Annotated in this window: 18 protein-coding genes; 12 read left to right on the top strand and 6 right to left on the bottom strand. The window is 67.2% G+C overall.

The window, feature by feature from the left end; translation table 11 throughout:
* Positions 1-147 precede the first annotated feature (147 nt).
* Positions 148-1,008 (bottom strand): AraC family transcriptional regulator, encoded by an 861-nt coding sequence (locus tag P6144_RS19515; protein ID WP_277769494.1) that lies wholly within the window; start codon positions 1,006-1,008, stop codon positions 148-150.
* A 225-nt stretch (positions 1,009-1,233) separates the two neighbouring features.
* A complete protein-coding gene (locus P6144_RS19510) occupies positions 1,234-1,989 on the bottom strand; it encodes a kinase (protein WP_277769493.1) in 756 nt (251 codons plus the stop codon).
* An 80-nt stretch (positions 1,990-2,069) separates the two neighbouring features.
* On the opposite strand from P6144_RS19510, the gene P6144_RS19505 reads away from it, so the two are divergent.
* Positions 2,070-3,083 carry a LacI family DNA-binding transcriptional regulator gene (locus P6144_RS19505; protein ID WP_277769492.1) on the top strand — a complete coding sequence of 338 codons (1,014 nt, stop codon included), beginning with the start codon at positions 2,070-2,072 and terminating at the stop codon, positions 3,081-3,083.
* 83 nt (positions 3,084-3,166) lie between these two features.
* Positions 3,167-3,337 (top strand): hypothetical protein, encoded by a 171-nt coding sequence (locus tag P6144_RS19500; RefSeq protein WP_277769491.1) that lies wholly within the window; start codon positions 3,167-3,169, stop codon positions 3,335-3,337.
* Between the two features lie 40 nt (positions 3,338-3,377).
* Here the strand turns inward: P6144_RS19500 and P6144_RS19495 are convergent, their stop codons facing one another.
* Complete coding sequence (locus tag P6144_RS19495; protein ID WP_277769490.1) at positions 3,378-4,670, bottom strand: MFS transporter; 1,293 nt, start codon at positions 4,668-4,670, stop codon at positions 3,378-3,380.
* 175 nt (positions 4,671-4,845) lie between these two features.
* Positions 4,846-5,859, bottom strand: a complete 1,014-nt coding sequence (locus tag P6144_RS19490) for a LacI family DNA-binding transcriptional regulator (protein ID WP_277769489.1) — start codon at positions 5,857-5,859, stop codon at positions 4,846-4,848.
* 79 nt (positions 5,860-5,938) lie between these two features.
* Here P6144_RS19490 and P6144_RS19485 point away from each other — a divergent pair, with 79 nt between their 5' ends.
* From P6144_RS19485 to P6144_RS19440, 10 genes are all read left to right on the top strand, one after another.
* A complete protein-coding gene (locus P6144_RS19485; protein WP_277769488.1) occupies positions 5,939-7,450 on the top strand; it encodes an MFS transporter in 1,512 nt (503 codons plus the stop codon).
* A gap of 273 nt (positions 7,451-7,723) precedes the next feature.
* Entirely contained in the window at positions 7,724-7,894 is a 171-nt protein-coding gene (locus tag P6144_RS19480) for a hypothetical protein (RefSeq protein ID WP_277769487.1), read from the top strand.
* 79 nt (positions 7,895-7,973) lie between these two features.
* Positions 7,974-11,342: a TonB-dependent receptor gene (locus P6144_RS19475; protein WP_277769486.1), complete on the top strand. Its 3,369-nt coding sequence runs from the start codon at positions 7,974-7,976 to the stop codon at positions 11,340-11,342.
* A gap of 60 nt (positions 11,343-11,402) precedes the next feature.
* Positions 11,403-12,965 carry a tryptophan halogenase family protein gene (locus P6144_RS19470; protein ID WP_277769485.1) on the top strand — a complete coding sequence of 521 codons (1,563 nt, stop codon included), beginning with the start codon at positions 11,403-11,405 and terminating at the stop codon, positions 12,963-12,965.
* The gene (locus P6144_RS19465; RefSeq protein WP_277769484.1) at positions 12,962-14,446 is read left to right on the top strand and encodes a tryptophan 7-halogenase; all 1,485 of its coding nucleotides are present in this window, start codon (positions 12,962-12,964) and stop codon (positions 14,444-14,446) included. Before P6144_RS19470 ends, P6144_RS19465 begins: the two co-directional genes overlap by 4 nt.
* Entirely contained in the window at positions 14,439-15,470 is a 1,032-nt protein-coding gene (locus P6144_RS19460; protein WP_277769483.1) for a cupin-like domain-containing protein, read from the top strand. Before P6144_RS19465 ends, P6144_RS19460 begins: the two co-directional genes overlap by 8 nt.
* A 23-nt stretch (positions 15,471-15,493) precedes the next feature.
* Entirely contained in the window at positions 15,494-17,515 is a 2,022-nt protein-coding gene (locus tag P6144_RS19455) for a glycoside hydrolase family 97 protein (protein ID WP_277769482.1), read from the top strand.
* Positions 17,516-17,688: 173 nt separating this feature from the next.
* A complete protein-coding gene (gene pgsA, locus P6144_RS19450) occupies positions 17,689-18,243 on the top strand; it encodes a CDP-diacylglycerol--glycerol-3-phosphate 3-phosphatidyltransferase (protein ID WP_277769481.1) in 555 nt (184 codons plus the stop codon).
* Positions 18,240-18,494: a molybdopterin converting factor subunit 1 gene (gene moaD, locus P6144_RS19445; RefSeq protein WP_277769480.1), complete on the top strand. Its 255-nt coding sequence runs from the start codon at positions 18,240-18,242 to the stop codon at positions 18,492-18,494. The genes pgsA and moaD overlap by 4 nt, the downstream gene beginning before the upstream one ends.
* Complete coding sequence (locus tag P6144_RS19440) at positions 18,491-18,925, top strand: molybdenum cofactor biosynthesis protein MoaE (RefSeq protein ID WP_277769479.1); 435 nt, start codon at positions 18,491-18,493, stop codon at positions 18,923-18,925. Before moaD ends, P6144_RS19440 begins: the two co-directional genes overlap by 4 nt.
* 134 nt (positions 18,926-19,059) lie before the next feature.
* On the opposite strand, the gene P6144_RS19435 is transcribed toward P6144_RS19440, so the two are convergent.
* On the bottom strand, positions 19,060-19,965 hold the full coding sequence (locus tag P6144_RS19435; RefSeq protein WP_277769478.1) for a hydrogen peroxide-inducible genes activator: 906 nt from the start codon (positions 19,963-19,965) through the stop codon (positions 19,060-19,062).
* A gap of 94 nt (positions 19,966-20,059) precedes the next feature.
* Positions 20,060-21,637 (bottom strand): alkyl hydroperoxide reductase subunit F, encoded by a 1,578-nt coding sequence (gene ahpF / locus P6144_RS19430; RefSeq protein WP_277769477.1) that lies wholly within the window; start codon positions 21,635-21,637, stop codon positions 20,060-20,062.
* Positions 21,638-21,697 lie beyond the last annotated feature (60 nt).

The following is a 21,697-nucleotide window of genomic DNA, read 5'->3' as shown; positions in this document are numbered from 1 at the left end:
ACACCCATGAACACGCGCCCGCGACTCGACTTGGCGCGTGGCACACATGGGGGAATCCCCTAGGGCAAGGTGTGAATTTACATGTTGAACACGTGTGTCAGTAAATTGGATCAATGTCGCAGGCGCCTGGGATGCCGGCGCGCGACATCAACGGCTTAGCGAGCTCCGCGCGCGGCAATCGCTGGGGGTCTCGCCGAAGCGCGCCTTGAACAGCCGGCTCAGATGCGCGGCGTCGCTGAAGCCCAGCCGCTCGGCAATATCCCCGATGCGCTCGCCACTGTCCGGATTGAGCAGCGTCTGGCGCGCCGCGTCCAGCCGCAGGTCGCGGATATAGGCCTGCACGCCACCGCGATCCTCGAAGACGCGGTGCAGCGTGCTGCGCGACACCCCAAGCTTGCGGCAGAGATTGGCTATGGTAAGGCCGGGCGAGCCCAGATGTTCGTGGATCTCCTGGCGCGCGCGCAGCACCAATGTCGCCGGGTCCTCGCGGAAACCCGGCGCGTCGGTGCGCTGGGCACCCTTCAGCGTCAACACCAGCAGGTCGAGCATGGTCTGGCCGAGCCGGGGAGCATCCTCTTCGCTGAAGCGGGGCAGGGCCTCGCGCACCTGAAGCAGGTGCGAGGCGAGCATCGATACTTCGGCTGGGTTCAGCACCACGCCGTGCAGGCTGGCGACGTCGAGCCCCGCCTCGATCGCCATCCTGCGCGGGACCGAGAAGCCGATGCTGCGTCCGCCGGCTGAATCGTGAAGCGACGTCTGGCTTTGATCGGTGATCACCGCCGAGCCCGGCATCTGCAGAAAATCATTCGCGCCGGCGACGCCTGCTGCCTTGCCGTCCAGGTTAATCACCAGCGCCAGCGCGTCCTGGCCTTCGTCAACCAGGCGCTTGTCGCGCTTCCAGCGCTGCGAGGCGATGTCGGTGTAGAGGAAGCCGATCTCGCCCAGCCGGACGAGTTCGCTGGATACCCGGAACTCCTCGAGCGGTTGGGTCTCGAACAGGGGCGCCATGCCCCGCCACGCGCTCCGCCATGCATCGTATCGATCGGCGGGCTTGATATCGGCCGTGGAAAAGCGGCCGACGCGGATGGGCGGTGGCGGCAAACTGAACTCCAGAGTTTCTATATGTCCGATGTTTGCGTTGTATTACTGATGTTTGCGGGTCGCCTTACATATGAATAGGTGAATTCGCACGCAGATTCTGCTTGATCGCGGAATAGGCGTCGGAAAGTTGATCTATGTTAATTTGGAATGGCGCGCGGCATCGAGTTCGATCGTGAGATCGGCCCAGTCGCAGCCATGGCGCAGCATGTGGCGGGTCAGCCGCTCATAATGCTGCACGAAGCGGCGGATCTCGGCGTCGGCCATCGGCCCGCCGGCATTGCGTTCCTGCTCGATCCGCCAGTCCGCCACGATCTCGAAGCCGGGCGCCTGCAGGAATATCAGCTGGTCGATCCGCGCCCATAGCGCCTGATAGGCCCCGGCGAGCTGGCCGTTCACCCAGCGCCGCCAGCGGCCGTCCGGGTCGTGCTCGCGTTCGAGATCGTTGACCGGCTCCGCCAGTTCGGTGTCCCTCTGCGGCCGCGCCCCCAGACACCAGCCTTCGAGGATCAGCATCTCCGCCGGGCCATCGACCCGCTCGGGTGCGCCGGGCTCGTCGCGCGCCTTGTCGAAGCGCGGCAGCAAGGTGGGGCCGTGCGCCAGCGCTTCGATCACCGCCAGCCCCGCGGCGACGGCGTGCGTGCCGGGCACGCCGCGGGTGCGCAGCAGTGGGTGCACCGTCTCGGCCAGCCGCTGGCGCGCCGCACCGTCCAGATAGAGGTCGTCGAGCGACAGCACCGGGCACCCCAGGCGTGCCGCCAGCGCCCGGGCGATCGTCGTCTTGCCGCTGCCCTGCGCGCCGGCGATTCCCAGCACGAAGGGCCGCCGCGCCCCGGTCCGCAGCCGCGCGGTGATCCAGTCTGTGGCGGGAAGGGGATGAACCGCGTGCATCGCACCCGCTTCTGTGCTTGCGCACTGCCAGCGCTGTCAAATAAGGCTGGTCAAAGGCCGGGGCCGCTTCCCGGCGGGGAATGCATGTGTCCAGCCGTCCGACGATCAAGGAAGTCTCGAAGATTGCAGGCGTGTCGTTCAAGACCGTCAGCCGCGTGCTCAACAACGAGAAGCATGTCAGCGAAGAGACGCGCCGGCGCGTCGAGGAAGTCGTCGCCCGGCTCAACTTCCGCCCCAGCCATGCCGCCCGCACCCTCGCCGGGCGCAAGTCGTTCCAGATCGGGCTGCTCTACGACAATCCGAGCCCCTATTACATCTTCCACGTCCAGTCGGGCGCGCAGCAGCGCTGTACCGAGCAGGGCTATCGCCTGCTGGTCCAGCCGATCGACAGCCAGGCACCCGATCTGGTCTCCAACGTGCTGGCGCTGATCGACGAGACGCATCTCGACGGGCTGATCCTTTCGCCGCCGGTGACCGAGGCGACGGCGTTGCTCGACGAGCTCGACAAGCGCGGGCTGCCCTATGTCCGCATCGCCCCCGGCGTGCGCCGTGAGGCCGGGCTCGCGGCGACGATGGACGACGTCGCCGCCGCGCGCGAACTGGTCGAGCATCTCGTCGGGCTCGGCCATCGCCGCATCGCCTTCATCTCGGGACCGGAGAGCCACATCTCCTCGTCCGAGCGTCTCCGGGGTTATCGTGCCGCGCTGGAGGGGGCAGGGATCGCCTTCGATCCCGCGCTGGTGGTGCCGGGCGACTACAGCTTCGATTCGGGCTATGCCGCCGCGCAGCAGCTCCTGCTCGGCAAGGGCGCGCGTCCCACCGCGATCTTCGCCGGCAATGACGACATGGCCGCCGGTGCGCTGGCGGTGGCGCACGAGAACGACATCGAGGTTCCCGGTGCGCTGTCGATCGCGGGTTTCGACGATTCGGACCTGGCTCGCGCCGTCTGGCCGCCGCTCACCACCATCCACCAGCCGGTCTATGATCTCGCCGCCGCCGCCGCCGAGCTGATCCTCGGCACGCCGCCCCAGCCGCGCGTCACGCTCGAGCACAAGCTGATGGTCCGCGCCAGCACCGGACCGGCTCCGAAATAAACCATTTGCCGTCCCAAGGCCGGACACTGGTTAACTAAAGGTAATGCTGGCGGCAAAAGTTAAGAAGTCGTTAACTGCTGGCCATGCAACGCCAGCTCCTGCTCGAGGGCTATGCGCCCCGCCGCCACCCGTTCCGCCGCCATGTCCGTCATGCGGTGGCCCAGCAGCGCAAGCTGCGCGACGACAGCGACATGAAGCTGTTCGCGCTCAGCTTCACGGCGTTCTTCGTCTGCTTCTACACGTTCATCGCCTGAGCTGACGGCGCGGCTCCGGTTCGGCGGAAGCCTGACCCAATCAGGGAAGCACGTCCGGCGCATGCGGCGCGTCCTCGGCCTTGTAGAGCCGGTTCGCGCACCAGGCCGAGGCCAGGCAAAGCAGCACCACCACCCAGATGCACTCGGCCACGCCGATGCCGGGGATGTTGCTCACGCCGAAGATGCCCACCGATCCGAACACCATGAAGCCCGAATTGACGATGTTGTTCGCCGCCACGGTGCGCGCGGTCTGCGACTTGTCGACGGTGGTGGTCAGGAAGGCGTAGAGCGGCACCACGAACATGCCGCCGGTGATCGCGATCGCCAGCAGCAGCCCCAGTACCGCCCAGCCGATCGGCATCGCGATGAATTCGCGAACCTTGAGCAGCGGCCCGTCGCTCACCGGCCAGAGATGCGCGACGACATAGAAGCCGATCACGAACACCATCATCCCCAGCACCGAGCGCACGGCGTACTTTGCCGAGACATGGCCCTGGAGCAGCCGGTTGATGATCACCGATCCGATCGCGATGCCCACCGAGAAGATGCCCAGGAACACGCTCGCCACGTCCTTCTGGGCATGGAACACGTTCTTCACCAGCGGCGGGAACAGCACGCCAAGCACCGCGGCGATCGTCCAGAACACGCTGATCGCGATGATCGCCAGATAGAGCCGGCGGATGTGCATCGTCGCGGAGATCAGCTTCCACGAGGCGCGGAAGATGTTGAAGTCGATCTTGAGCTTGGTCAGCGGCGGGGCCGACGGGATGTTGAGCGAGGCGAGCCAGCCGATCACCGCGACGCCCACCACCGCAAAGCCGGCGGCGTGCGCGCTGATCACGCCGCCCGCGATCGTGCCGCACAGGATGGCGATATAGGTGCCGGCTTCCACCATGCCGGTGCCGCCCAGCACTTCGTCTTCCTTCAGGTGCTGGGGCAGGATCGCATATTTGATCGGTCCGAAGAATGCCGAGTGCACCCCCATGCCCACCAGTGCGATCAGCATCAGTTCGAGATGCTTCAGGAAGATGCCCGATGCGCCGATCAGCATGATGCCGATCTCGGCCACCTTGATGATCCGCATGATCTTCGCCTTGTCGTAGCTGTCGGCGAGCTGGCCGGCGAGCGCGGAGAAGAGGAAGAAGGGCAGGATGAAGATGCCGGTCGCGATCGCGCTGAACCGGGTCTCGTCCTCCACCGAATTGAAGATCTGATAGGTCGCGAAGAAGATCATCGCGTTCTTGAACAGATTGTCGTTGAAGGCACCTAGGAACTGGGTGACGAACAGGGGCAGGAATCGGCGCTCCCGCATCAACCCGAGCGCACCGTGCATAAGCGAACCTTTACCTCTGATTGCGGGTTTTCCCGCTGACTGAAGCGCGGGCATAGCCGAGGGGCATGCGCGGCGGCAAGGCAATAGCCGTCATCCCGGCGAAAGCCGGGATCTTGTGCCGCTCTTTCCCTGCCATTGCCTGAAATCCCGGCTTTCGCCGGGATGACGATAGGGCCTAACCCCCGCACGACTCCCGCACGATCAGGTCGGTCGGCAGCCGCTCGGCGCTGGGGTCGGGGGAGGGGTCCAATATCCGCGACACCAGCTGCCGCCCCGCCTCGAACGTGTCCTGCCGGATCGTGCTGAGCGCCGGCGTGGAGAGCCGCGCCAGCAGCATGTCGTCATAGCCGACCACCGATACGTCGCCCGGCACCGACACGCCCGCCCGGCGCAGCGCCCGGATCGCGCCCAGCGCGATGAGGTCAGAGGAGGCGACGATGCCGTCGAAATGCACGTGCCGCCGCAGCAGCCGGCTCACCGCCGCATCGGCCGATTCCAGCTCGAACTCCACCGGCACCACCAGCTTGGGGTCCATCTCCAGCCCGGCTTCCTTCAACGCCTCGGCATAGCCGCGCTTGCGCTGCATCGATTCGGGATCGGTACCGCCCAGGAACAGGATCGCCTTGCGCCCCAGTCGGGCGAGATGCGCGGTCGCGCGCCGGCCGCCCAGCTGGTTGTCCGATCCGATCGAGCAATAGCGCTGCCCGGCCATCTGCGCGCCCCACACCACGAAATTGGCGTTGCTGTCGACGAGCTGGTTGAACGCGTCGTGGAGCAGCGCCTGGCCCAGGAAGATAACGCCGCTCGCCCGGCTGGTCGTGGTGGTGGCGACCAGGTCGTCATAGTCGTGCGGCGTGGTGTGGCTCACCGTGAAGTCGCAGTCGCGCGCGCGCGCCGCCTCGCCGATGCTGGCGAGCAGCTCGAGGAAGAAGGGGTGCGAGAGCGGCAGCGGCCGCCCGCGCATGAACGGCGTGACGATCACGATCGTCCCCTCCGCGCCCACCGGTGCCGAGGGCATATAGGGGCGGAACGGATAGTCGTGGTCGCGCGCCAGCGCCCAGATCTTCTGCTTGGTGCGCGCGCTGATCAGCGGATGATCGTTGAGCGCCCGCGAGACGGTCGAGATCGAGACGCCGGCCAGCTGCGCGAGATCCTGCAGCGTCGTATTGTTGTTGCTACTGCTGCCCATTGTGCCCAAGCTGGAGAAGAGCCGAATACGGCCAGTTTAAAACGCTGAGGGGGTTCCATTGCAAGCAGGCCGGCCCGATGTGGCTAGCGATGCCGCGCGTTCTCCGGCGCGTCTCAGCCTGCTGCAGATCTGGAACATGTGCTTCGGCTTGCTCGGCATCCAGATCGTCTGGGGCCTGCAGAACGTCAACACCAGCCGCATCTTCCAGACGCTCGGTGCCGAGCTCGATGACCTTGCGATATTGTGGATCGCCGGCCCTGCGACCGGGCTGCTCGTCCAGCCGATCATCGGCCATCTGAGCGATCGCACCCGCGGCCGGCTCGGGCGCCGGCGTCCCTATATCCTTGCCGGCGCGCTGCTCACCGCGCTCGCGCTGTTCCTGATGCCCAACGCGCCCAGCCTGTGGGCGGCTAGCCTGATGCTCTGGGTGCTCACTGCCTCGATCAACATCGCGATGGAGCCGTTCCGCGCGCTGGTGGCGGACCGGGTGCCCGAGAGCCAGCGCACCGCCGGCTTCGCGATGCAGGTGTTCTTCATCGGCATCGGCGCGGTGTTCGCCTCGGCACTGCCCTGGATGCTCGTCCATTGGGTGGGGCTGAGCGGCCAGCCCGAGCCGGGCATGCTGCCGCAGTCGGTGCGCACCGCCTTCTATATCGGCGGCTTCTGCCTGCTCGCCGCGGTCGGCTGGACGATCGTCACCACCGGCGAGCGTCCCGCGCCGCCGCGCCTGCCCGAAGAGGCGGTGTCGCCGGTAATGCTCTCGCCCGAGCATGCCGCATCGCTGGTGCGCCACGGCATGGTCTGGATGCTCGCTGGCGGTGTCATTGCCGGTTCCGCCGCGCTCGCAGGCTGGAAGCGCGAAATCTATGTCGTCGCCGGCATCTGCTTCCTGTTCGGGCTGCTCCAGGCGGTGGTCGTCCGCCTGCGCCGGCTTGGGCGCAGCTCGATCGGCATGCTCGAGATCGTCGAGGACATCCGCGCGATGCCGCAGCTGCTCAAGCGGCTGGCGCTCGTCCAGTTCTTCACCTGGTACGGGCTGTTTGCCATGTGGATCTACACCGTGCCCGCGCTGGCGCTGCGCCACTACGGCACCGCCGATCCGGCCTCGCCGGGCTACAACGCCGCCGCCGATTGGGTGGGGGTGCTGTTCGCCGGCTATAACGGCGTCGCCGCGCTCGGCGCGCTGCTGCTGCCGCGTGTCGGCGAGCGGCTCGGTCGCCGCGCCACCCATGCGCTGTGCCTCGGCTTCGGCGCGGCGGGGCTGCTCGGCTTCCTGCTGGTCGATAACCCGCTGGCCCTGTGGCTGCCGATGATCGGCGTCGGGCTGGCCTGGGCGGCGATCCTGTCGATGCCCTATGCCATGCTCGCCGGCAGCGTGCCGCCCGGCAAAGCGGGCGTGTACATGGGCATCCACAACATGTTCCTGGTGATCCCTCAGCTCGTCGCCTCGACGATGCTGGGGCCGCTGGTCGGCCGCGTCTTCCAGGGCCAGGCCGAATATGCGCTGGTCCTCGCCGCTGCCGCGCTGCTGATTGCCGCCGGCTTCGCGCTCACGCTGCCGCGCAGCGCCGATACCGGCGCTCGCCCCTAGCCTCCCCAAGGCATGCAAGACTGTATGGCGTTGCATTGCGGGCGCCTGTTTGTGCAAAATTTGCATAAAGCGCAAGGCAAAATTGCAGTTTGTGAGTCGCTTGTTGCGGTAACAATCTGCCCGGCGAGAGCGGAAATATCCAATAATATCACTATAAAATAACAAGATAGATCAATATCTCTGCCCGTAAATTTCCCTCTTGCGATCATGCTCAATTTACGCAAAGTTACGCAAAGTGAGCAAGCCGGTAGGGCCGAAGGCATTTCCGCGCCTTTGGACGGTCTGCTCGCGGTGGATGGCCGCGCCAATGAGCGCAGCCGGCACAAGGAGGGTGTCTTGGGGGAAGCGCGGCATAGCCGGCTTGCGATTCAGCGCATCGGCGCGCGGCATGGCCGTGCGCGCGTCTCGCGCGATCGCACCTTCACGCACCAGCAACCGGATTGACGCAGCGCCGCGGGGGTAGGGCTCCGCGGCGCCTGCGCGTGCAACAGCTCCGCAAAGGGGCGAAACGGAGGGAGGAAGCATGAAGCAGATCACCGCACTCAGGGGGAGTGCCTCGCTTGCCGCCATGGCCCTGATGGGCTTTGCCGGCGTGGCGCAGGCGCAGACTGCCCAGGCCCCGGCCAGCGCGCCCGAATCGGCGCAGGACGAGGGCGACGGCGCGATCGTCGTTGTCGGCGTCCGCAAGGCGCTCGAGACCGCGCAGACGATCAAGCGCGATTCCGACACGGTCGTCGATTCGATCACTGCCACCGATATCGGCGCCTTCCCGGACACTTCGGTGTCGGGCGCGCTCCAGCGCGTGCCGGGCATCACCACCTCGCGCATGCAGTCGACCGACGATTCCACCCATCCCTCGGGCGAGCCCACCGGCGTGCTCATCCGCGGCCTCACCTTCGTCCGCACCGAGTTCAACGGGCGCGACAGCTTCTCGGCCGACAGCTATCGCGGCCTCAACTTCAACGACATCTCGCCCGAACTGATGTCGGGCGTCGACGCCTACAAGAACCAGACCGCGGAGATGATCGAGGGCGGCCTGGCCGGTACGGTCAACCTGCGCACCCGCCTGCCGTTCGATCAGAAGGGCCTCGTCGTCTCGGGCAATGCCAAGGCGACCTATGGCGATCGCTCGAAGGAATGGACCGGCGAGTTCTCGGGCCTGATCTCCAATACCTGGGAAACCAATATCGGCCGCTTCGGCCTGCTCGCCGATTTCGCCCGCAGCCATGTCGTCACGCGCACCGAAAGCGTGATCATGGACAAGATCGACACCTATTGCTCGGCCGGCGCGACCAACGCCCAGGGCAATGGCGTGATGACCAACGGCACCGTGAACTGCACCGCCAATCCGTTTGGCGGCACCGGCTGGGCCTATATCCCCGACGGCATCCGCTACTCGCAGGTCGATTACGATCGCACGCGGCGCGGCATGGCCTTTGCTGGCCAGTATGAGAACAATGCCGGCAATTTCCGCGTGACCACGCAATATATGGACAGCGAATATCACAACGCCTGGCTCGAGCGGGCCAGCCATGTGATCTTCGACGGCAATTACTACGGCACGCCTGCCTTCAATCCGCGCGCCAGCTCGATCCTCGGCCCGGCGCCGGGCACCTCGGCCTTCGTCTTCGGCCCCGACGGCATGCTCCAGTCGGGCACGCTGACCCAGGGCCATGGCAGCTGGGCGGGCAGCTGGAGCAGCACCGCGGACGCGATCAACACCGGCTCGGCCGTGCCGGGCCTGCCCTTCGTCAACAACTGCGCTGCGCCCTCGGTCTGCTCGACGCTGCAGGACGGCCTCTATTTCCAGAACGAGGCGCGCAACTTCGATCACCGCGAGCGGACGCAGGACCTGTCGGGCAACATCAGCTGGGATCCCACCGAGCGGCTGCACGTCAATCTCGACGTCCAGCATGTCTGGGCCAACACCACCAATGACGACATCCTCGTCGCGGTCGGCTCGATGGCCAACATGAAGTACAGCGTCGACAGCAACGGCGTGCCCAAGGTCGAGCTGCTCCCGGGCTCGAACGTCAACTACGCCACCGGCGGCGTGTCCAACCCGCACAATTACTGGCTGCCCTTCATCCAGGCGCACATGGAGGACAATGATGCGAAGGAAACCGCGATCCGCGGCGACCTCGACTATGACTTCAACGAGGGCGGCTGGCTCGACTCGCTCAAGGTCGGCGTCCGCTATGCCGATCGCAGCCAGACGGTCCGCTACTCGACCTTCAACTGGACCCCGATCGCGGCCTCGTGGAACTGCAACGGCCCGGGCTTCAACATCGACAACACCACCGGCGGCGCCTATCCGGCCTGCGCGGCGGGGCATCCCGACTTCAAGGGCTATGGCGCCGGCCTGTGGGAAACCACCACGCTTGGCAGCAACTTCTTCGACGGCAACGTCTATAGCAATCCCGGCCTGGTCTATCTGAGCCGCGACGCGCTTCAGGATCGCGCCCGCATCGTCAACGGCCTCGGCGGCCCGGCGACCAACTCGCCGATCGCGCCGGGCTGGTCGTCGATCTGCGACCGCGCCGATGCCACGGTCAACGATTGCTACCTCCCGTCCGAGGTGATGCACGTCAAGGAGAAGACCACCGCGGCCTATGCCATGCTCCGCTTCGGCGGCGAGGGCATGAACATCGGCAGCGTCAACGTCCGCGGCAATATCGGCTTGCGCTACGTCCATACCGAGATCGCGTCGGACGGCAGCGTCGGCTATCCGCTGACCACCACCTTCGCCAACTATCAGCCCTGCGGCTCCGCGCTGCCGGTCAACTGGGTGGTCAATCCGATGTGCTTCGTCACGCCGGACGTGGCGGCCTTCGCCAGCGGCGGCGGCACGCCGAACACCTACCAGACGAGCTATGACAACTGGCTGCCGAGCTTCAACGTCCGCTTCGGCTTCGCCGACAACAAGACGTTCGTGCGCTTCGGCTATTCGCGGGCGATGTCGCGCCCCGATTTCGGCCTGCTGCGCAACTTCGTCACGATCCAGGGCCCGACGCTCGACGGTTCGGCGACCTCGCCCTATCTCGTCCGCAACGCAGGCGGCACGATCACCGGCTACAACTTCGTGTTCCGCGCGGAATCGGGCTATCCGGCGCTGAAACCGATCACCGCCGACCAGTTCGACCTCACCTTCGAGCATTATTTCGGCCGCAGCAGCTCGTTCACCGTCGATGCCTTTTACAAGAAGCTGAACTCGAGCATCGCGTACGGCGAGTTCTACCGCAGCTTCACCAACAACGGCTCGACCCAGACGGTGCTGATGCGCGGCCCGCGCAACGGGGACGACGGGGGATCGCTGAAGGGCGTCGAGTTCGCCTTCCAGACCTTCTTCGATTTCCTGCCGGGCGTGCTCAGCGGCTTCGGCACGCAGCTGAACTACACCTATGTCGATCAGTCGGACATCAGCAACTCGAACCTGGTCACCCAGGGCGCACTCGATGCCGGCGGTACCGGCGGCTTCGGCGCGGGCCTCGACGTGTCGGGCGGCCGCGGCGTGGTGATCGACTCGCATCAGCTGGCGGGCATCTCGAAGCACACGTTCAACGCCGTGCTGCTCTACGAAAAGGGCCCGGTGGCGATGCGCGTCGCCTATAACTGGCGTTCGCGCTTCCTCACCAACAACCTCGACTGCTGCATCGGCCTGCCGGTGTTCCAGAAGGAGGCCGGGTTCATGGACGGCTCGCTGCGCTTCTCGCTGGCCAAATGGGTCGAGCTGTCGATCGAAGGATCGAACCTGCTCGGCACCACCAGCGTGTTCCAGCAGCAGATCTTCGGTGACTCGAGCAAGACGCCCGGCGCCAAGCCTGTTTACCGCGACGCAAACTGGAGCCGTGTCGATCGCCGCTTCCAGTTCGGCGCCCGGTTCAAGTTCTAACTCCCCTCGGCGCCGCCGTCCTTCATTCCGGCGGCGCCATTTCTTTCGGGAGCGGGTAGCATGCAGCCCAGGTCGAGTTCATCCGCGACGCCGCTGCGCGTCGTCATCGTCGGCGGCGGCACCGCCGGCTGGATGTGCGCGGCCGGGCTCACCCGCCTGCTGCCCAATACGGATTACGCACTCACGCTGATCGAATCCGACGAGATCGGCACCGTGGGCGTCGGCGAGGCCACGCTGCCGCACATCCGCGAGTTCAATGCGATGCTCGGGCTCGACGAGGCCGAGTTTATGGCCGCCACCCAGGGCAGCTTCAAGCTGGGCATTGAGTTCGTCGGCTGGGACAAGCCCGGCGGCCGCTATGTCCACCCCTTCGGCACCTTTGGCGAGCGCTGGGGCGGGCTCGACTTCCAGCATCACTGGCTGCGCGCCAGGGCCGCCGGCAAGGATGTCGGTGACTGGTTCGACACCAGCTTCGCCGTGGCGATGTGCCGCGAAGGCGTGTTCGACCTGCCCAATGAAGATACACGCTCGATCCGCTCGACCTTCTCCTATGCCTATCATTTCGATGCCGGGCTCTACGCCCGGTTCCTGCGGGGCTGGGCAACGCAGCGTGGCGTGCGGCGGGTCGAGGGCAAGATCGTCGACGTCGCCCGAAATGCTGAAAGCGGCCTGGTCGAGCGCGTCTCGCTCGAATCCGGCGCCGCGATCGAAGGCGACCTGTTCATCGACTGCTCGGGCTTCCGCTCGATGCTGCTGGGGCAGAGCATGGGCGTCGCCTGGCAGGACTGGAGCCAGTGGCTCCCCTGCGACCGCGCGATGGCGGTGCCCTGCGCCAGCGTCGCCGGCATCACGCCCTTCACGCGCTCGACTGCCCAGACAGGTGGCTGGACCTGGCGCATCCCGCTCCAGCATCGGATCGGTAATGGCTATGTTTTCTCCAGCGCCTTCTGCTCGGAGGAGCAGGCACGCGAGACGGTCCTCGGCGCGATCGACGGCGCGCCTTTGCTCGAACCCCGCATGCTGCGCTTCCAGGCCGGCCGCCGCGAGCGCGGCTGGGAGGGAAATGTCGTCGCGATCGGGCTGTCCTCCGGCTTCCTCGAGCCACTGGAGTCCACCAGCATCTTCCTGATCCAGGCGGCGACGATGGACCTCGCGAACCTGATGCCCCGGCCGGGCGGCCCGATCGATCCGCGCCTCGCGGCCGAGTTCAACCGGCTGTTCGCGGTGCATTACGACCGCACGCGCGACTTCCTGGTGCTCCACTACACCGCCAATGCTCGCCACGGCGAACCGCTCTGGGACCATGTCCGCAACATGGCGTTGCCGGACAGCCTGGCGCACAAGATCGAGCTGTTCCGCGCCAGCGGCCGCGCGCCGGACTACAAGCTCGGCCTGTTCTCGCGCGACAGCTGGCTGGCGGTGCTGATGGGGCAGGGGATCGTGCCCCGGGCCTATGATCGCCAGGCCGATCGCGCCCCGCTCGACGACGTCGCGGATCGTATCGCCGATCTCCGCGCGCGGATCGCCACCAATGCCGCGGCGCTACCTTCGCACGCCGAGTTCATCGCCGGCTATTGCTCGGCCACGCGCGGCGCTGCCGACGACCGGGCGGTGTCGGCATGAGCACCCCCTTCACCGTCATCGTCGCCGGCCGCGACGCGCCGCTCTGGCTCGCCGCCGCCGCGCTGGCGCGGGCGCTCAGCCCCTCCGGCGTGAAAGTCGAGGCCGTCGAGCTGCCCAGCGCGCTCGCGCCCGTCGATGCCTATGCCACTTTCCCGGCGCTCGAGGCGCTGCACAACCAGCTCCGCATCGACGAAGCCGCGCTGCTCCGCGCCACCGGCGCCAGCCTTACGCTCGGCCAGAATTTCGTGGAACTGGATCCAGATCAGCTCCCCGGCGTCGGCCGGGGAACATCCACGGTGCAACCCGCTTTTCTCCACGCCTATGGCTCTGCCGGCACCCAGATCGCCGGGCGTGATTTCTTTGCGCATTGGGTGAAGGCGCGCGCGCACGGCCTCAGCGTCCCGCTCGACGATTTCTCGCTTACCGCCGCCGCCGCCCGCCACGGCCGCCTGATGCTCCCCGATGCGGAGAACGAGATCTACGGCCGCTGCGACTATGGCTATCATCTGCCGGCCATCGCCTATGCCCGGCTACTGCGCGACGCGGCGATCCGCCACGGCGTCACCGTCCACGCCGCCGAACATATTGCCGTGGAGCGGGAAGGGGAGGCGATCGCCGCGCTCGATCTGGGCGAGGGCCGTCGCCTGGGCGCAGACCTGTTCGTCGACGCCGGCGCCGCGCTCGGTGCCGCATTCCTCAGCTGGCGCGCGCATTTCCCGGCAGACCGCATGCTCGCCGCCGCCGGCCCGCCCTTCGCCGATCCGCCCGTCTATGCCGAGAACCGCGCCGGCCCGGCCGGCTGGACTGCGCTCCACCCCGGTCGCCCGGCGACCTTCGTCACCCATGCCTGGTCGAGCGCGCTGGCCGGAGACGAGGAAGCGCTCGCCGCCGCCTGCGCCGCTGCCGGCCTTCCGCTCGCGGGCGCCGTGGTCCGCGCGCTCGATCCGGGCCGCCCGGTGCAGCCCTGGACCGGCAACCTCGTCACGCTCGGCGCGCGCTTCGATCCGGTCCACGGCATGGATCTGCTCGGCCTCCAGGTCAGCCTCGTCCAGCTCCTCGCCGATTTCCCGGCGAGCCCGGCCTTCGTCGCCGAGCGCGCCGAATATAACCGTGCGTCGAGCGAAGCGCTCGATCGGCTCCGCGACTTCCAGTCCGCCCATTATGCGCTCGCCCGCTATGCCGGCCCCTTCTGGGAGGCTGCGCGCGGCGGCGCGGTCTCGCCCGATCTCGCGCATATGCTCGCCCTGTTCCGCGCCCGCGCCGAACTCGCGCCGTTCGAGGCGGAAAACCTCCCGCCGGACAGCTGGCGCGCGCTGTTCCTCGGCCACGGCGTCGAGCCGGAAAGCTGGCCCCCCGCGATCGACCGGGTGCCACCCGAGGAAGTGAAGGCGCAGTTCCGCCGCATGCTCGGCTTCGTCCGCGAGCAGGTGCTGCGCCAGCCGACCCAGGCGGCCTGGCTGGCCGGGCTCGCCCGTGGCTGAGCCGCTCCGCCACGCGCACGATCCCGATCCGGGCCCGCTCGACGTCCTGCCGCGCGTCGCTGCGCGCACCGCGCCGCCGCCCGCCGATCTGGCCGGCCTGATCGAAGCCGGCGTCCCGGTGGTGCTCAAGGGCCTGTTCGAGCATTGGCCCGCGCTTGCCGCCGGCCGGGCAGGGGCGCTGCCCGCCTATCTCAAGGGCATGGATCGCGGCGTGCCGGTGCCGGTGATGGAAGCGCCGGCGCGCAGCCGGGGCAAGTTCGGCTACGGCCCCGATCTGCGCGAGTTCAACTTCACCCGCCGCAGCGCCCGGCTGAGCGATGCGCTCGACCGGATCCTGCGCCTCGCGGGCGAGGAGAATGCGCCCTATGTCGCCGTGCAGATGCTGCCGCTCGGCGGCCAGATGCCCGATTTCGTCGCGCAGAACCCGATGCCGCTGCTGCCGGCGGACGTCGCGCCGCGCCTCTGGGTCGGTGGCCCGGTCCACACCCGCACGCACAACGACCGCGATCACAATCTCGCCTGCGTGCTTGCCGGCCGCCGCCGCTTCCTGCTCTTCCCGCCCGATCAGGTGGCGAACCTCTATGTCGGCCCGCTCGACAATCCGCCGCCGCTTTCGCTGGTCGATCCCGAGGCGCCCGATCTCGCGCGCTTCCCGCGCTTCGCCGATGCGCTGGCCAGCGCGCGGGTGGCGTTCCTCGATCCCGGCGACGCGCTCTTCATTCCGCGCCTCTGGTGGCACCATGTCAGCTCGCTGAGCCCCTTCAACGCGATGGTGAACTATTGGTGGGGCGACGATGCCACCGGCGTCGAGCAGCCGCACGACGTCTTCCTCGCCGCGCTCCTCGCCTATCGCCAGCTGCCGCCGCACGAGCGCGCCTATTGGCAGGCGATGTTCGGCGCGCACGTCTTCGGCGAGGACGGTGCCGCGCATATCCCGCCCGGCCAGCGTGGCCCGCTCGGCGAGATGCGCGCGGGCGAACGCGCCGCGCTCCGCCAGCGCCTGCGCGCGGCATTCCTCAAATGATCTCCCCACAGGAAAGAAACCGGATGACTTCTCGCACCCTCGTCACGCTCCTCGCACTTGCGCTTCCCGGCACGGCCTTGGCGGCGGACCGGGAATGCGCCCAGTCGCCGGGCAAGGTGCTCGAAGTCTGCGTCTCGGTCGAAGGCGGGCAGGCGCGCTACGAGGTGAAGCGCGGCGACAAGGTGGTGATCGCCCCCTCGGCCCTCGGCCTCAGTTTCGCCGGCGAGCCCCAGGCGCGCTACACTGCGATCACCGATGCCCACCGCACGGCTTCGGACAGCAGCTGGGAGCAGCCCTGGGGCGAGCAGCGTCTGATCCGCGACAACCATGCCGAGCTGGCCGTCACGATCGCCGGCGACACTGTGCTCAACAAGGCGATGCAGGTCACCTTCCGCATCTTCGACGACGGGATCGGCTTCCGCTACACCTATGCCGGCATCCCGGCAGGCGAACAGGTCGGCGTCACGGCCGATCGCACCCAGTTCAGGACGCAGGGCGCCTATCAGGCCTGGTGGTATCAGGGCCTCGGCCAGGAGCGCGACGAGTATCTCTACACCCAGACCGATGCGCGCCGGATCACCCTGGCCGAGACGCCGCTGACGCTGAAGGGCGACAACGGCCTGTATCTGTCCTTCCACGAAGCTGCGCTGGTCGATTTCCCGAGCATGCTGCTCCAGGGCGATGGCGCCGGCTCGCTCACCGCCTGGCTGATGCCCTGGCCCGACGGGGTCGGCGCCAGGAAGACCGGCCCCTTCGCCACGCCCTGGCGCACGATCCTGATCGGCACCACGCCCGGCGCGCTGGCCGACAGCCGGATCGAGCTCAACTTGAACGAGCCGAGCAAGCTCCCCGACATCCGGAACTGGTTCAAGCCGGGGAAATATGTCGGCGTCTGGTGGGAGATGCACCTCAACAAGACCAGCTGGGGAAGCGGTCCCACCCACGGCGCCAACAACGCCAATGTGAAGCGCTATATCGATTTCGCCGCGAAATACGGCTTCGACGGGGTGCTGGTCGAGGGCTGGAACCAGGGCTGGGACGGCGAGTGGATCGAGAATGGCGACAAGTTCAGCTTCACCCAATCCTACCCAGATTTCGACCTGCCGATGCTCTCGGCCTATGCGAAGTCGAAGGGCGTCCATCTGATCGGCCATCACGAGACCGCAGGCGCCGTGGTCAATTACGAGAACCAGCTCGATGCCGCGCTCGATCTCTATGCCAAGGTCGGGGTGCCCGCGGTGAAGACCGGCTATGTCCGCCATTCGGGCGACATCCTCGATCGTGAGGGCGGCAAGCAGTGGTTCGCCGGCCAGTTCATGGTCCGGCACCACCTCAAGGTGGTCGAGGCCGCAGCGAAGCGCCATATCACGATGGACACGCACGAACCGGTCAAGGACACCGGTCTGCGCCGCACCTGGCCCAATTGGGTGAGCCGCGAAGGCGCGCGGGGCCAGGAGTTCAACGCCTGGGGCCGCCCGACCAACCCGCCCGAGCATCTGACGATCCTGCCCTTCACCCGTATGCTCGCCGGGCCGATGGACTTCACGCCGGGCATCTTCGATCTCGAGCACGGCAAGACGCTGCTCACCGAGCGCAACCAGTCGACGCTCGCCGCGCAGCTCGCCGAATATGTCGTGCTCTACTCGCCGATCCACATGGCGGCGGACCTGCCCGAGAATTACGAGAAGCATCTCGACGCCTTCCAGTTCATCCGCGACGTGCCGACCGATTGGGAGACGACGCGGACTCTGGCTTCGGAGATCGGCGACTATGTCGTGGTCGCGCGCCAGCCGCGCGGCGGCGGCGACTGGTATCTCGGCGCGATCACCGACGAGACCGCGCGCAAGCTGCCGGTGAAGCTCGATTTCCTCGCCCCCGGCAAGCGCTACGAAGCGCAGATCTACCGCGATGCGGCGGATGCCGATTACGTCAAGAACCCGGTCGCCTATGCGATCGAGAAGCGCATGGTCACCAGCGCCGACACGCTTACCCTCGATCTGGCGGCTGGCGGAGGGCAGGCGATCCGCTTCAAGTTGTTGAAGTAGCCCCCAAACCCTCACACCACCTCATACCGTCATCCCGGCGAAAGCCGGGATCTCGTGCGGCTCCTTCCCCGCGCCTTCGCCTGAGATCCCGGCTTTCGCCGGGATGACGGGGTGGAGGGCGGGCGCAAACCCGGGGATGACGGCGGGGCAGCACCGGTGGTAAGCGTCTGCAAATGCTGACGCTGCCCAACATCCTCACGCTATCCCGCATCATCACCGTGCCGCTGCTCGCGGCGTTCCTGTGGTGGCCCGAATGGCGGCTGGGCTATGGCATCGCCTTCGCGATCTACTGCCTGATGGGCGTCACCGATTATTTCGACGGCTATCTCGCCCGCGCCCAGGGCACCGTCTCCAAGCTCGGCGTGTTCCTCGATCCGATCGCCGACAAGATCATGGTCGCGGCGGTGCTGCTGATCCTCGCCGGGCGCGGGGTGATCACCGATCTCCATCTGATCCCGGCGCTGGTGATCCTGATGCGCGAGATCGCCGTGTCGGGGCTGCGCGAGTTCCTCGGCGGCATCCAGGTGTCGCTCCCGGTCTCGCGCCTCGCCAAATGGAAGACCACGCTCCAGCTGCTCGCGCTGGGCGGGTTGATCCTTGCCGGCGCGCTGCCCGATTTCCTCTGGCTCTGGCAGGTCGCGCTCGCTGCCTTCTGGGTCTCCGCTGCGCTCACCCTGATCACCGGCTGGGATTATCTGCGCGTCGGTCTGCGGCACATGGACACATGATCGACCTGCTCTACTTCGCCTGGGTCCGTGAGGCGGTGGGCGTGGGGCAGGAGCGCATCGACCCGCCTGAAGCCGTGGCCAGCGTCGCCGATCTGATCGCCTGGCTCGCACAGCGGAGCCCCGGCCATGCCGCCGCCTTCGCCGATCCCGCCCGGCTGCGCGCCGCGGTCGACCAGCGCTTCGTGGCCCTCGACACGCCCTTGAACGGCGCGAAGGAAGTCGCGCTCTTCCCCCCGGTGACCGGCGGATGATCCGCGTCTCGATCGATCCCGCGCCGATCGAGCTGGCGGTTGAGCTGGCGGCGCTCGAGGAGCGCGGCGCGGGCGGGGTGGCGAGCTTCACCGGGGTGGTTCGCGGCGATGGCGGCGTCACCGCGCTCGAGCTCGAACATTATCCCGGCATGACCGAGGATGCGCTGTGCATGCTGGCGGAGCAGGCGATGGACCGCTGGAGCCTGCTCGGCGTCACCATCCTCCACCGCGTGGGCCGCATGGAAGTGGGCGAGCGCATCGTCTTCATCGCCGCCGCCGCGGCGCACCGCCGCGAAGCGCTCGACGCCTGCGCCTATCTGATCGACCGGCTCAAGACCGACGCGCCCTTCTGGAAGCGGGAGTGGCGCGGGGAAGCCGCAAGCTGGGTCGAGGCGCGGGCGAGCGACGAGGAAGCTGCCGGGAAATGGTGACGACGCAGCACTAACTGTTCCCCGGCGAAAGCCGGGGCCCAGTTTCAGCGAATTTGGTGAGGTGCGTGAACCTCTCGAACGACATTGCACCTGGACCCCGGCTTTCGCCGGGGAACAGCAGAGCAGGAAACAGCCTAAGGCCGCGCTTCCGCCAGCACATCCGCCAGCAGCCGGAAGTCGCGTTCCCGCGGCGACGCTTTGCGCCACACTAAAGCGATCCGACGCGAGGCATTGTCCGCGTCGAGCGGCCGCGCCGCCACCTGGGTATGGTCGAGTATCCCCGAATCCACCGCCATCTCGGGCAGCATCGTCACGCCCAGGCCATTGTCGACCATCTGCACCATCGTGTGCAGCGACGTGCCCAGCATCGTCGCCTCGGCGCGCAGCTCGGGGCGGTTGCAGGCGGCCAGCGCATGCTCCTTCAGGCAATGCCCGTCCTCGAGCATCAGCAGCCGCGTCTCGTCGATCTCGGCCGGGCGGATCGAGCTGCTCGGGGCCATCTCGCCTTCGCGGTACGCCACGAACAGCCGGTCGTCGAACAAGGGCGCCGTCTCCACGTCGCCGCATGCATAGGGCAGGGCGAGCAGCACGCAGTCGGTGCGGCCATGGTGCAGCCCCTCGCACGCCTGGCCGCTGGTCTCCTCGCGCAGATAGAGCTTCAGGTCGGGATAGTCCTTGCGCAGCTTGGGCAGGATGCGCGGCAGCAGGAAGGGGGCGATCGTCGGGATCACGCTCATCCGCATCTCGCCCGAAAGCGGCCGGCCGGCGGCGCGGGCCAGGTCGCCCAGCTCGTCCGCCTCGCGCAGCACCCGCCGCGCCTTCTCGACGATGCGCTCGCCCAAGGGGGTGAAGCGCACCACCCGCCGCGTCCGCTCGACCAGCACCACGCCGATCAGCGTCTCCAGCTCGCGAATGCCCGCCGACAGCGTGGACTGGGTGACGTAGCAGCTCTCCGCCGCCCGGCCGAAATGGCCATGGTCCTTGAGCGCCACCAGATATTGGAGCTGCTTGAGCGTGGGAAGGTAGGTGGTCTGCGCCATTGATCGCCTGTTTCGATTGTATGACGCGAATATAGTGAGCGGAGCGATAAAACCAAGCGCACTCCCCTCCCTGGAAGGGAGGGGAATTTGAGCCTCAAGCCGCTTCGCTCAGCTCGTCGGGCAGCCGGATCATGTAATCGAACGCCGAAAGCGCCGCGGTCGAGCCCGCGCCCATCGCGATCACGATCTGCTTATAGGGCACGGTGGTGCAGTCGCCCGCCGCGAACACGCCCTTCTGGCTCGTTTCACCGCGCGCATCGATCTCGATCTCGCCACGCGGCGAGAGCGCGATCGAATCCCTCAGCCACTCAGTGTTCGGCACCAGCCCGATCTGCACGAAGATGCCTTCCAGCTCGACCTGATGCTCGGTGCCGTGGTTGCGGTCCTTGTAGGTCAGGCTGGTCAGCTTCTCGCCGTCGCCGTCCACCTGGGTGGTCAGCGCCGAGGTGATTACCTTGACGTTGGGCAGGCTGCCCAGCTTGCGCTGGAGCACCGCGTCGGCGCGCAGCTGGCTGTCATATTCGATCAGCGTCACGTGCGCGACGAGGCCTGCCAGGTCGATCGCGGCCTCGACGCCCGAATTGCCGCCGCCGATCACCGCCACGCGCTTGCCCTTGAACAGCGGGCCGTCGCAGTGCGGGCAATAGGTCACGCCCTTGTTGCGATACTCTTCCTCGCCGGGCACGCCCATCGTCCGCCAGCGCGCGCCGGTGGAAAGGATCACGGTGCGCGCCTTCAGGCTCGCGCCGCTTTCCAGCACCACTTCATGCAGCCCGCCTTCCTGCTTCGCCGGGATCAGCTTCGCGGCGCGCTGGTGGTTCATGATATCGACGTCATAATCCTTGACGTGCTGCTCCAGATGCGCGGCGAGCTTCGGGCCCTCGGTGTGGCTCACCGAGATGAAATTCTCGATGCTCATCGTATCGAGCACCTGGCCGCCGAAGCGCTCCGCCGCGATGCCGGTGCGGATGCCCTTGCGCGCCGAATAGATCGCCGCAGCCGCGCCGGCAGGGCCACCGCCGACCACCAGCACTTCGAACGGATCCTTGCCGGCGATCTTGGCAGCAGTGCGCTTCTCCGCGCCGCTGTCGATCTTGGCGACGATCTGCTCCAGCTCCATGCGGCCGCTGGCAAAGGGCTCGCCGTTCAGGAATACCGTCGGCACCGCCATCACCTTGCGCGCTTCGACCTCGGCCGGGAACAGGCCGCCGTCGATCGAGACGTGCTTGATGCGCGGGTTGAGCACCGCCATCAGGTTCAGCGCCTGCACCACGTCCGGGCAGTTCTGGCAGCTCAGCGAGAAATAGGTCTCGAAGCTGTAGTCGCCGTCCAGGTTCTTCACCTGCTCGATCAGCTCCTGCGCCGCCTTGCTCGGGTGGCCGCCAACCTGGAGCAGCGCGAGCACCAGCGAAGTGAACTCATGCCCCATCGGCAGGCCGGCGAAGCGCACGCCGATATCGGTGCCGGTGCGGCGGATCAGGAAGCTGGGCTTGCGGGCGTCGTCATCGGCGCGGATCATCGCGACCTTGTCCGAAAGCGCGGCGATCTCGCTCAGCAGCTCCTCCAGCTCGCGCGACTTCGCGTCGTCGCCCAGGCTGGCGACCAGCTCGATCGGCTCGCGGATGTTCGCGAGATAGCCCTTGAGCTGCTGGGTCAAATTGGCGTCGAGCATGGCATCTTCCTTCTGCGTCACCCCGGACTTGTTCCGGGGTCCACCGCGCCGCGAGGACTG

The sequence above is a fragment of the Sphingomonas sp. HITSZ_GF genome (assembly GCF_029543155.1).
In the GTDB taxonomy this organism is placed as follows: domain Bacteria; phylum Pseudomonadota; class Alphaproteobacteria; order Sphingomonadales; family Sphingomonadaceae; genus Sphingomonas.
Note: the sequence above shows the minus strand (reverse complement) of the source record. Positions and strands in the feature narration are given on the sequence as shown.

Coding starts and splice junctions, on each gene's coding strand:
- P6144_RS19495 (WP_277769490.1), bottom strand. CDS start 4,670: ATGCACGGTGCGCTCGGGTTGATGCGGGAGCGCCGATTCCTGCCCCTG.
- pgsA (WP_277769481.1), top strand. CDS start 17,689: ATGCTGACGCTGCCCAACATCCTCACGCTATCCCGCATCATCACCGTG.
- P6144_RS19500 (WP_277769491.1), top strand. CDS start 3,167: ATGCAACGCCAGCTCCTGCTCGAGGGCTATGCGCCCCGCCGCCACCCG.
- P6144_RS19440 (WP_277769479.1), top strand. CDS start 18,491: ATGATCCGCGTCTCGATCGATCCCGCGCCGATCGAGCTGGCGGTTGAG.
- ahpF (WP_277769477.1), bottom strand. CDS start 21,637: ATGCTCGACGCCAATTTGACCCAGCAGCTCAAGGGCTATCTCGCGAAC.
- P6144_RS19510 (WP_277769493.1), bottom strand. CDS start 1,989: ATGCACGCGGTTCATCCCCTTCCCGCCACAGACTGGATCACCGCGCGG.
- moaD (WP_277769480.1), top strand. CDS start 18,240: ATGATCGACCTGCTCTACTTCGCCTGGGTCCGTGAGGCGGTGGGCGTG.
- P6144_RS19465 (WP_277769484.1), top strand. CDS start 12,962: ATGAGCACCCCCTTCACCGTCATCGTCGCCGGCCGCGACGCGCCGCTC.
- P6144_RS19455 (WP_277769482.1), top strand. CDS start 15,494: ATGACTTCTCGCACCCTCGTCACGCTCCTCGCACTTGCGCTTCCCGGC.
- P6144_RS19490 (WP_277769489.1), bottom strand. CDS start 5,859: ATGGGCAGCAGTAGCAACAACAATACGACGCTGCAGGATCTCGCGCAG.
- P6144_RS19505 (WP_277769492.1), top strand. CDS start 2,070: ATGCATGTGTCCAGCCGTCCGACGATCAAGGAAGTCTCGAAGATTGCA.
- P6144_RS19515 (WP_277769494.1), bottom strand. CDS start 1,008: ATGGCGCCCCTGTTCGAGACCCAACCGCTCGAGGAGTTCCGGGTATCC.
- P6144_RS19435 (WP_277769478.1), bottom strand. CDS start 19,965: ATGGCGCAGACCACCTACCTTCCCACGCTCAAGCAGCTCCAATATCTG.
- P6144_RS19470 (WP_277769485.1), top strand. CDS start 11,403: ATGCAGCCCAGGTCGAGTTCATCCGCGACGCCGCTGCGCGTCGTCATC.
- P6144_RS19475 (WP_277769486.1), top strand. CDS start 7,974: ATGAAGCAGATCACCGCACTCAGGGGGAGTGCCTCGCTTGCCGCCATG.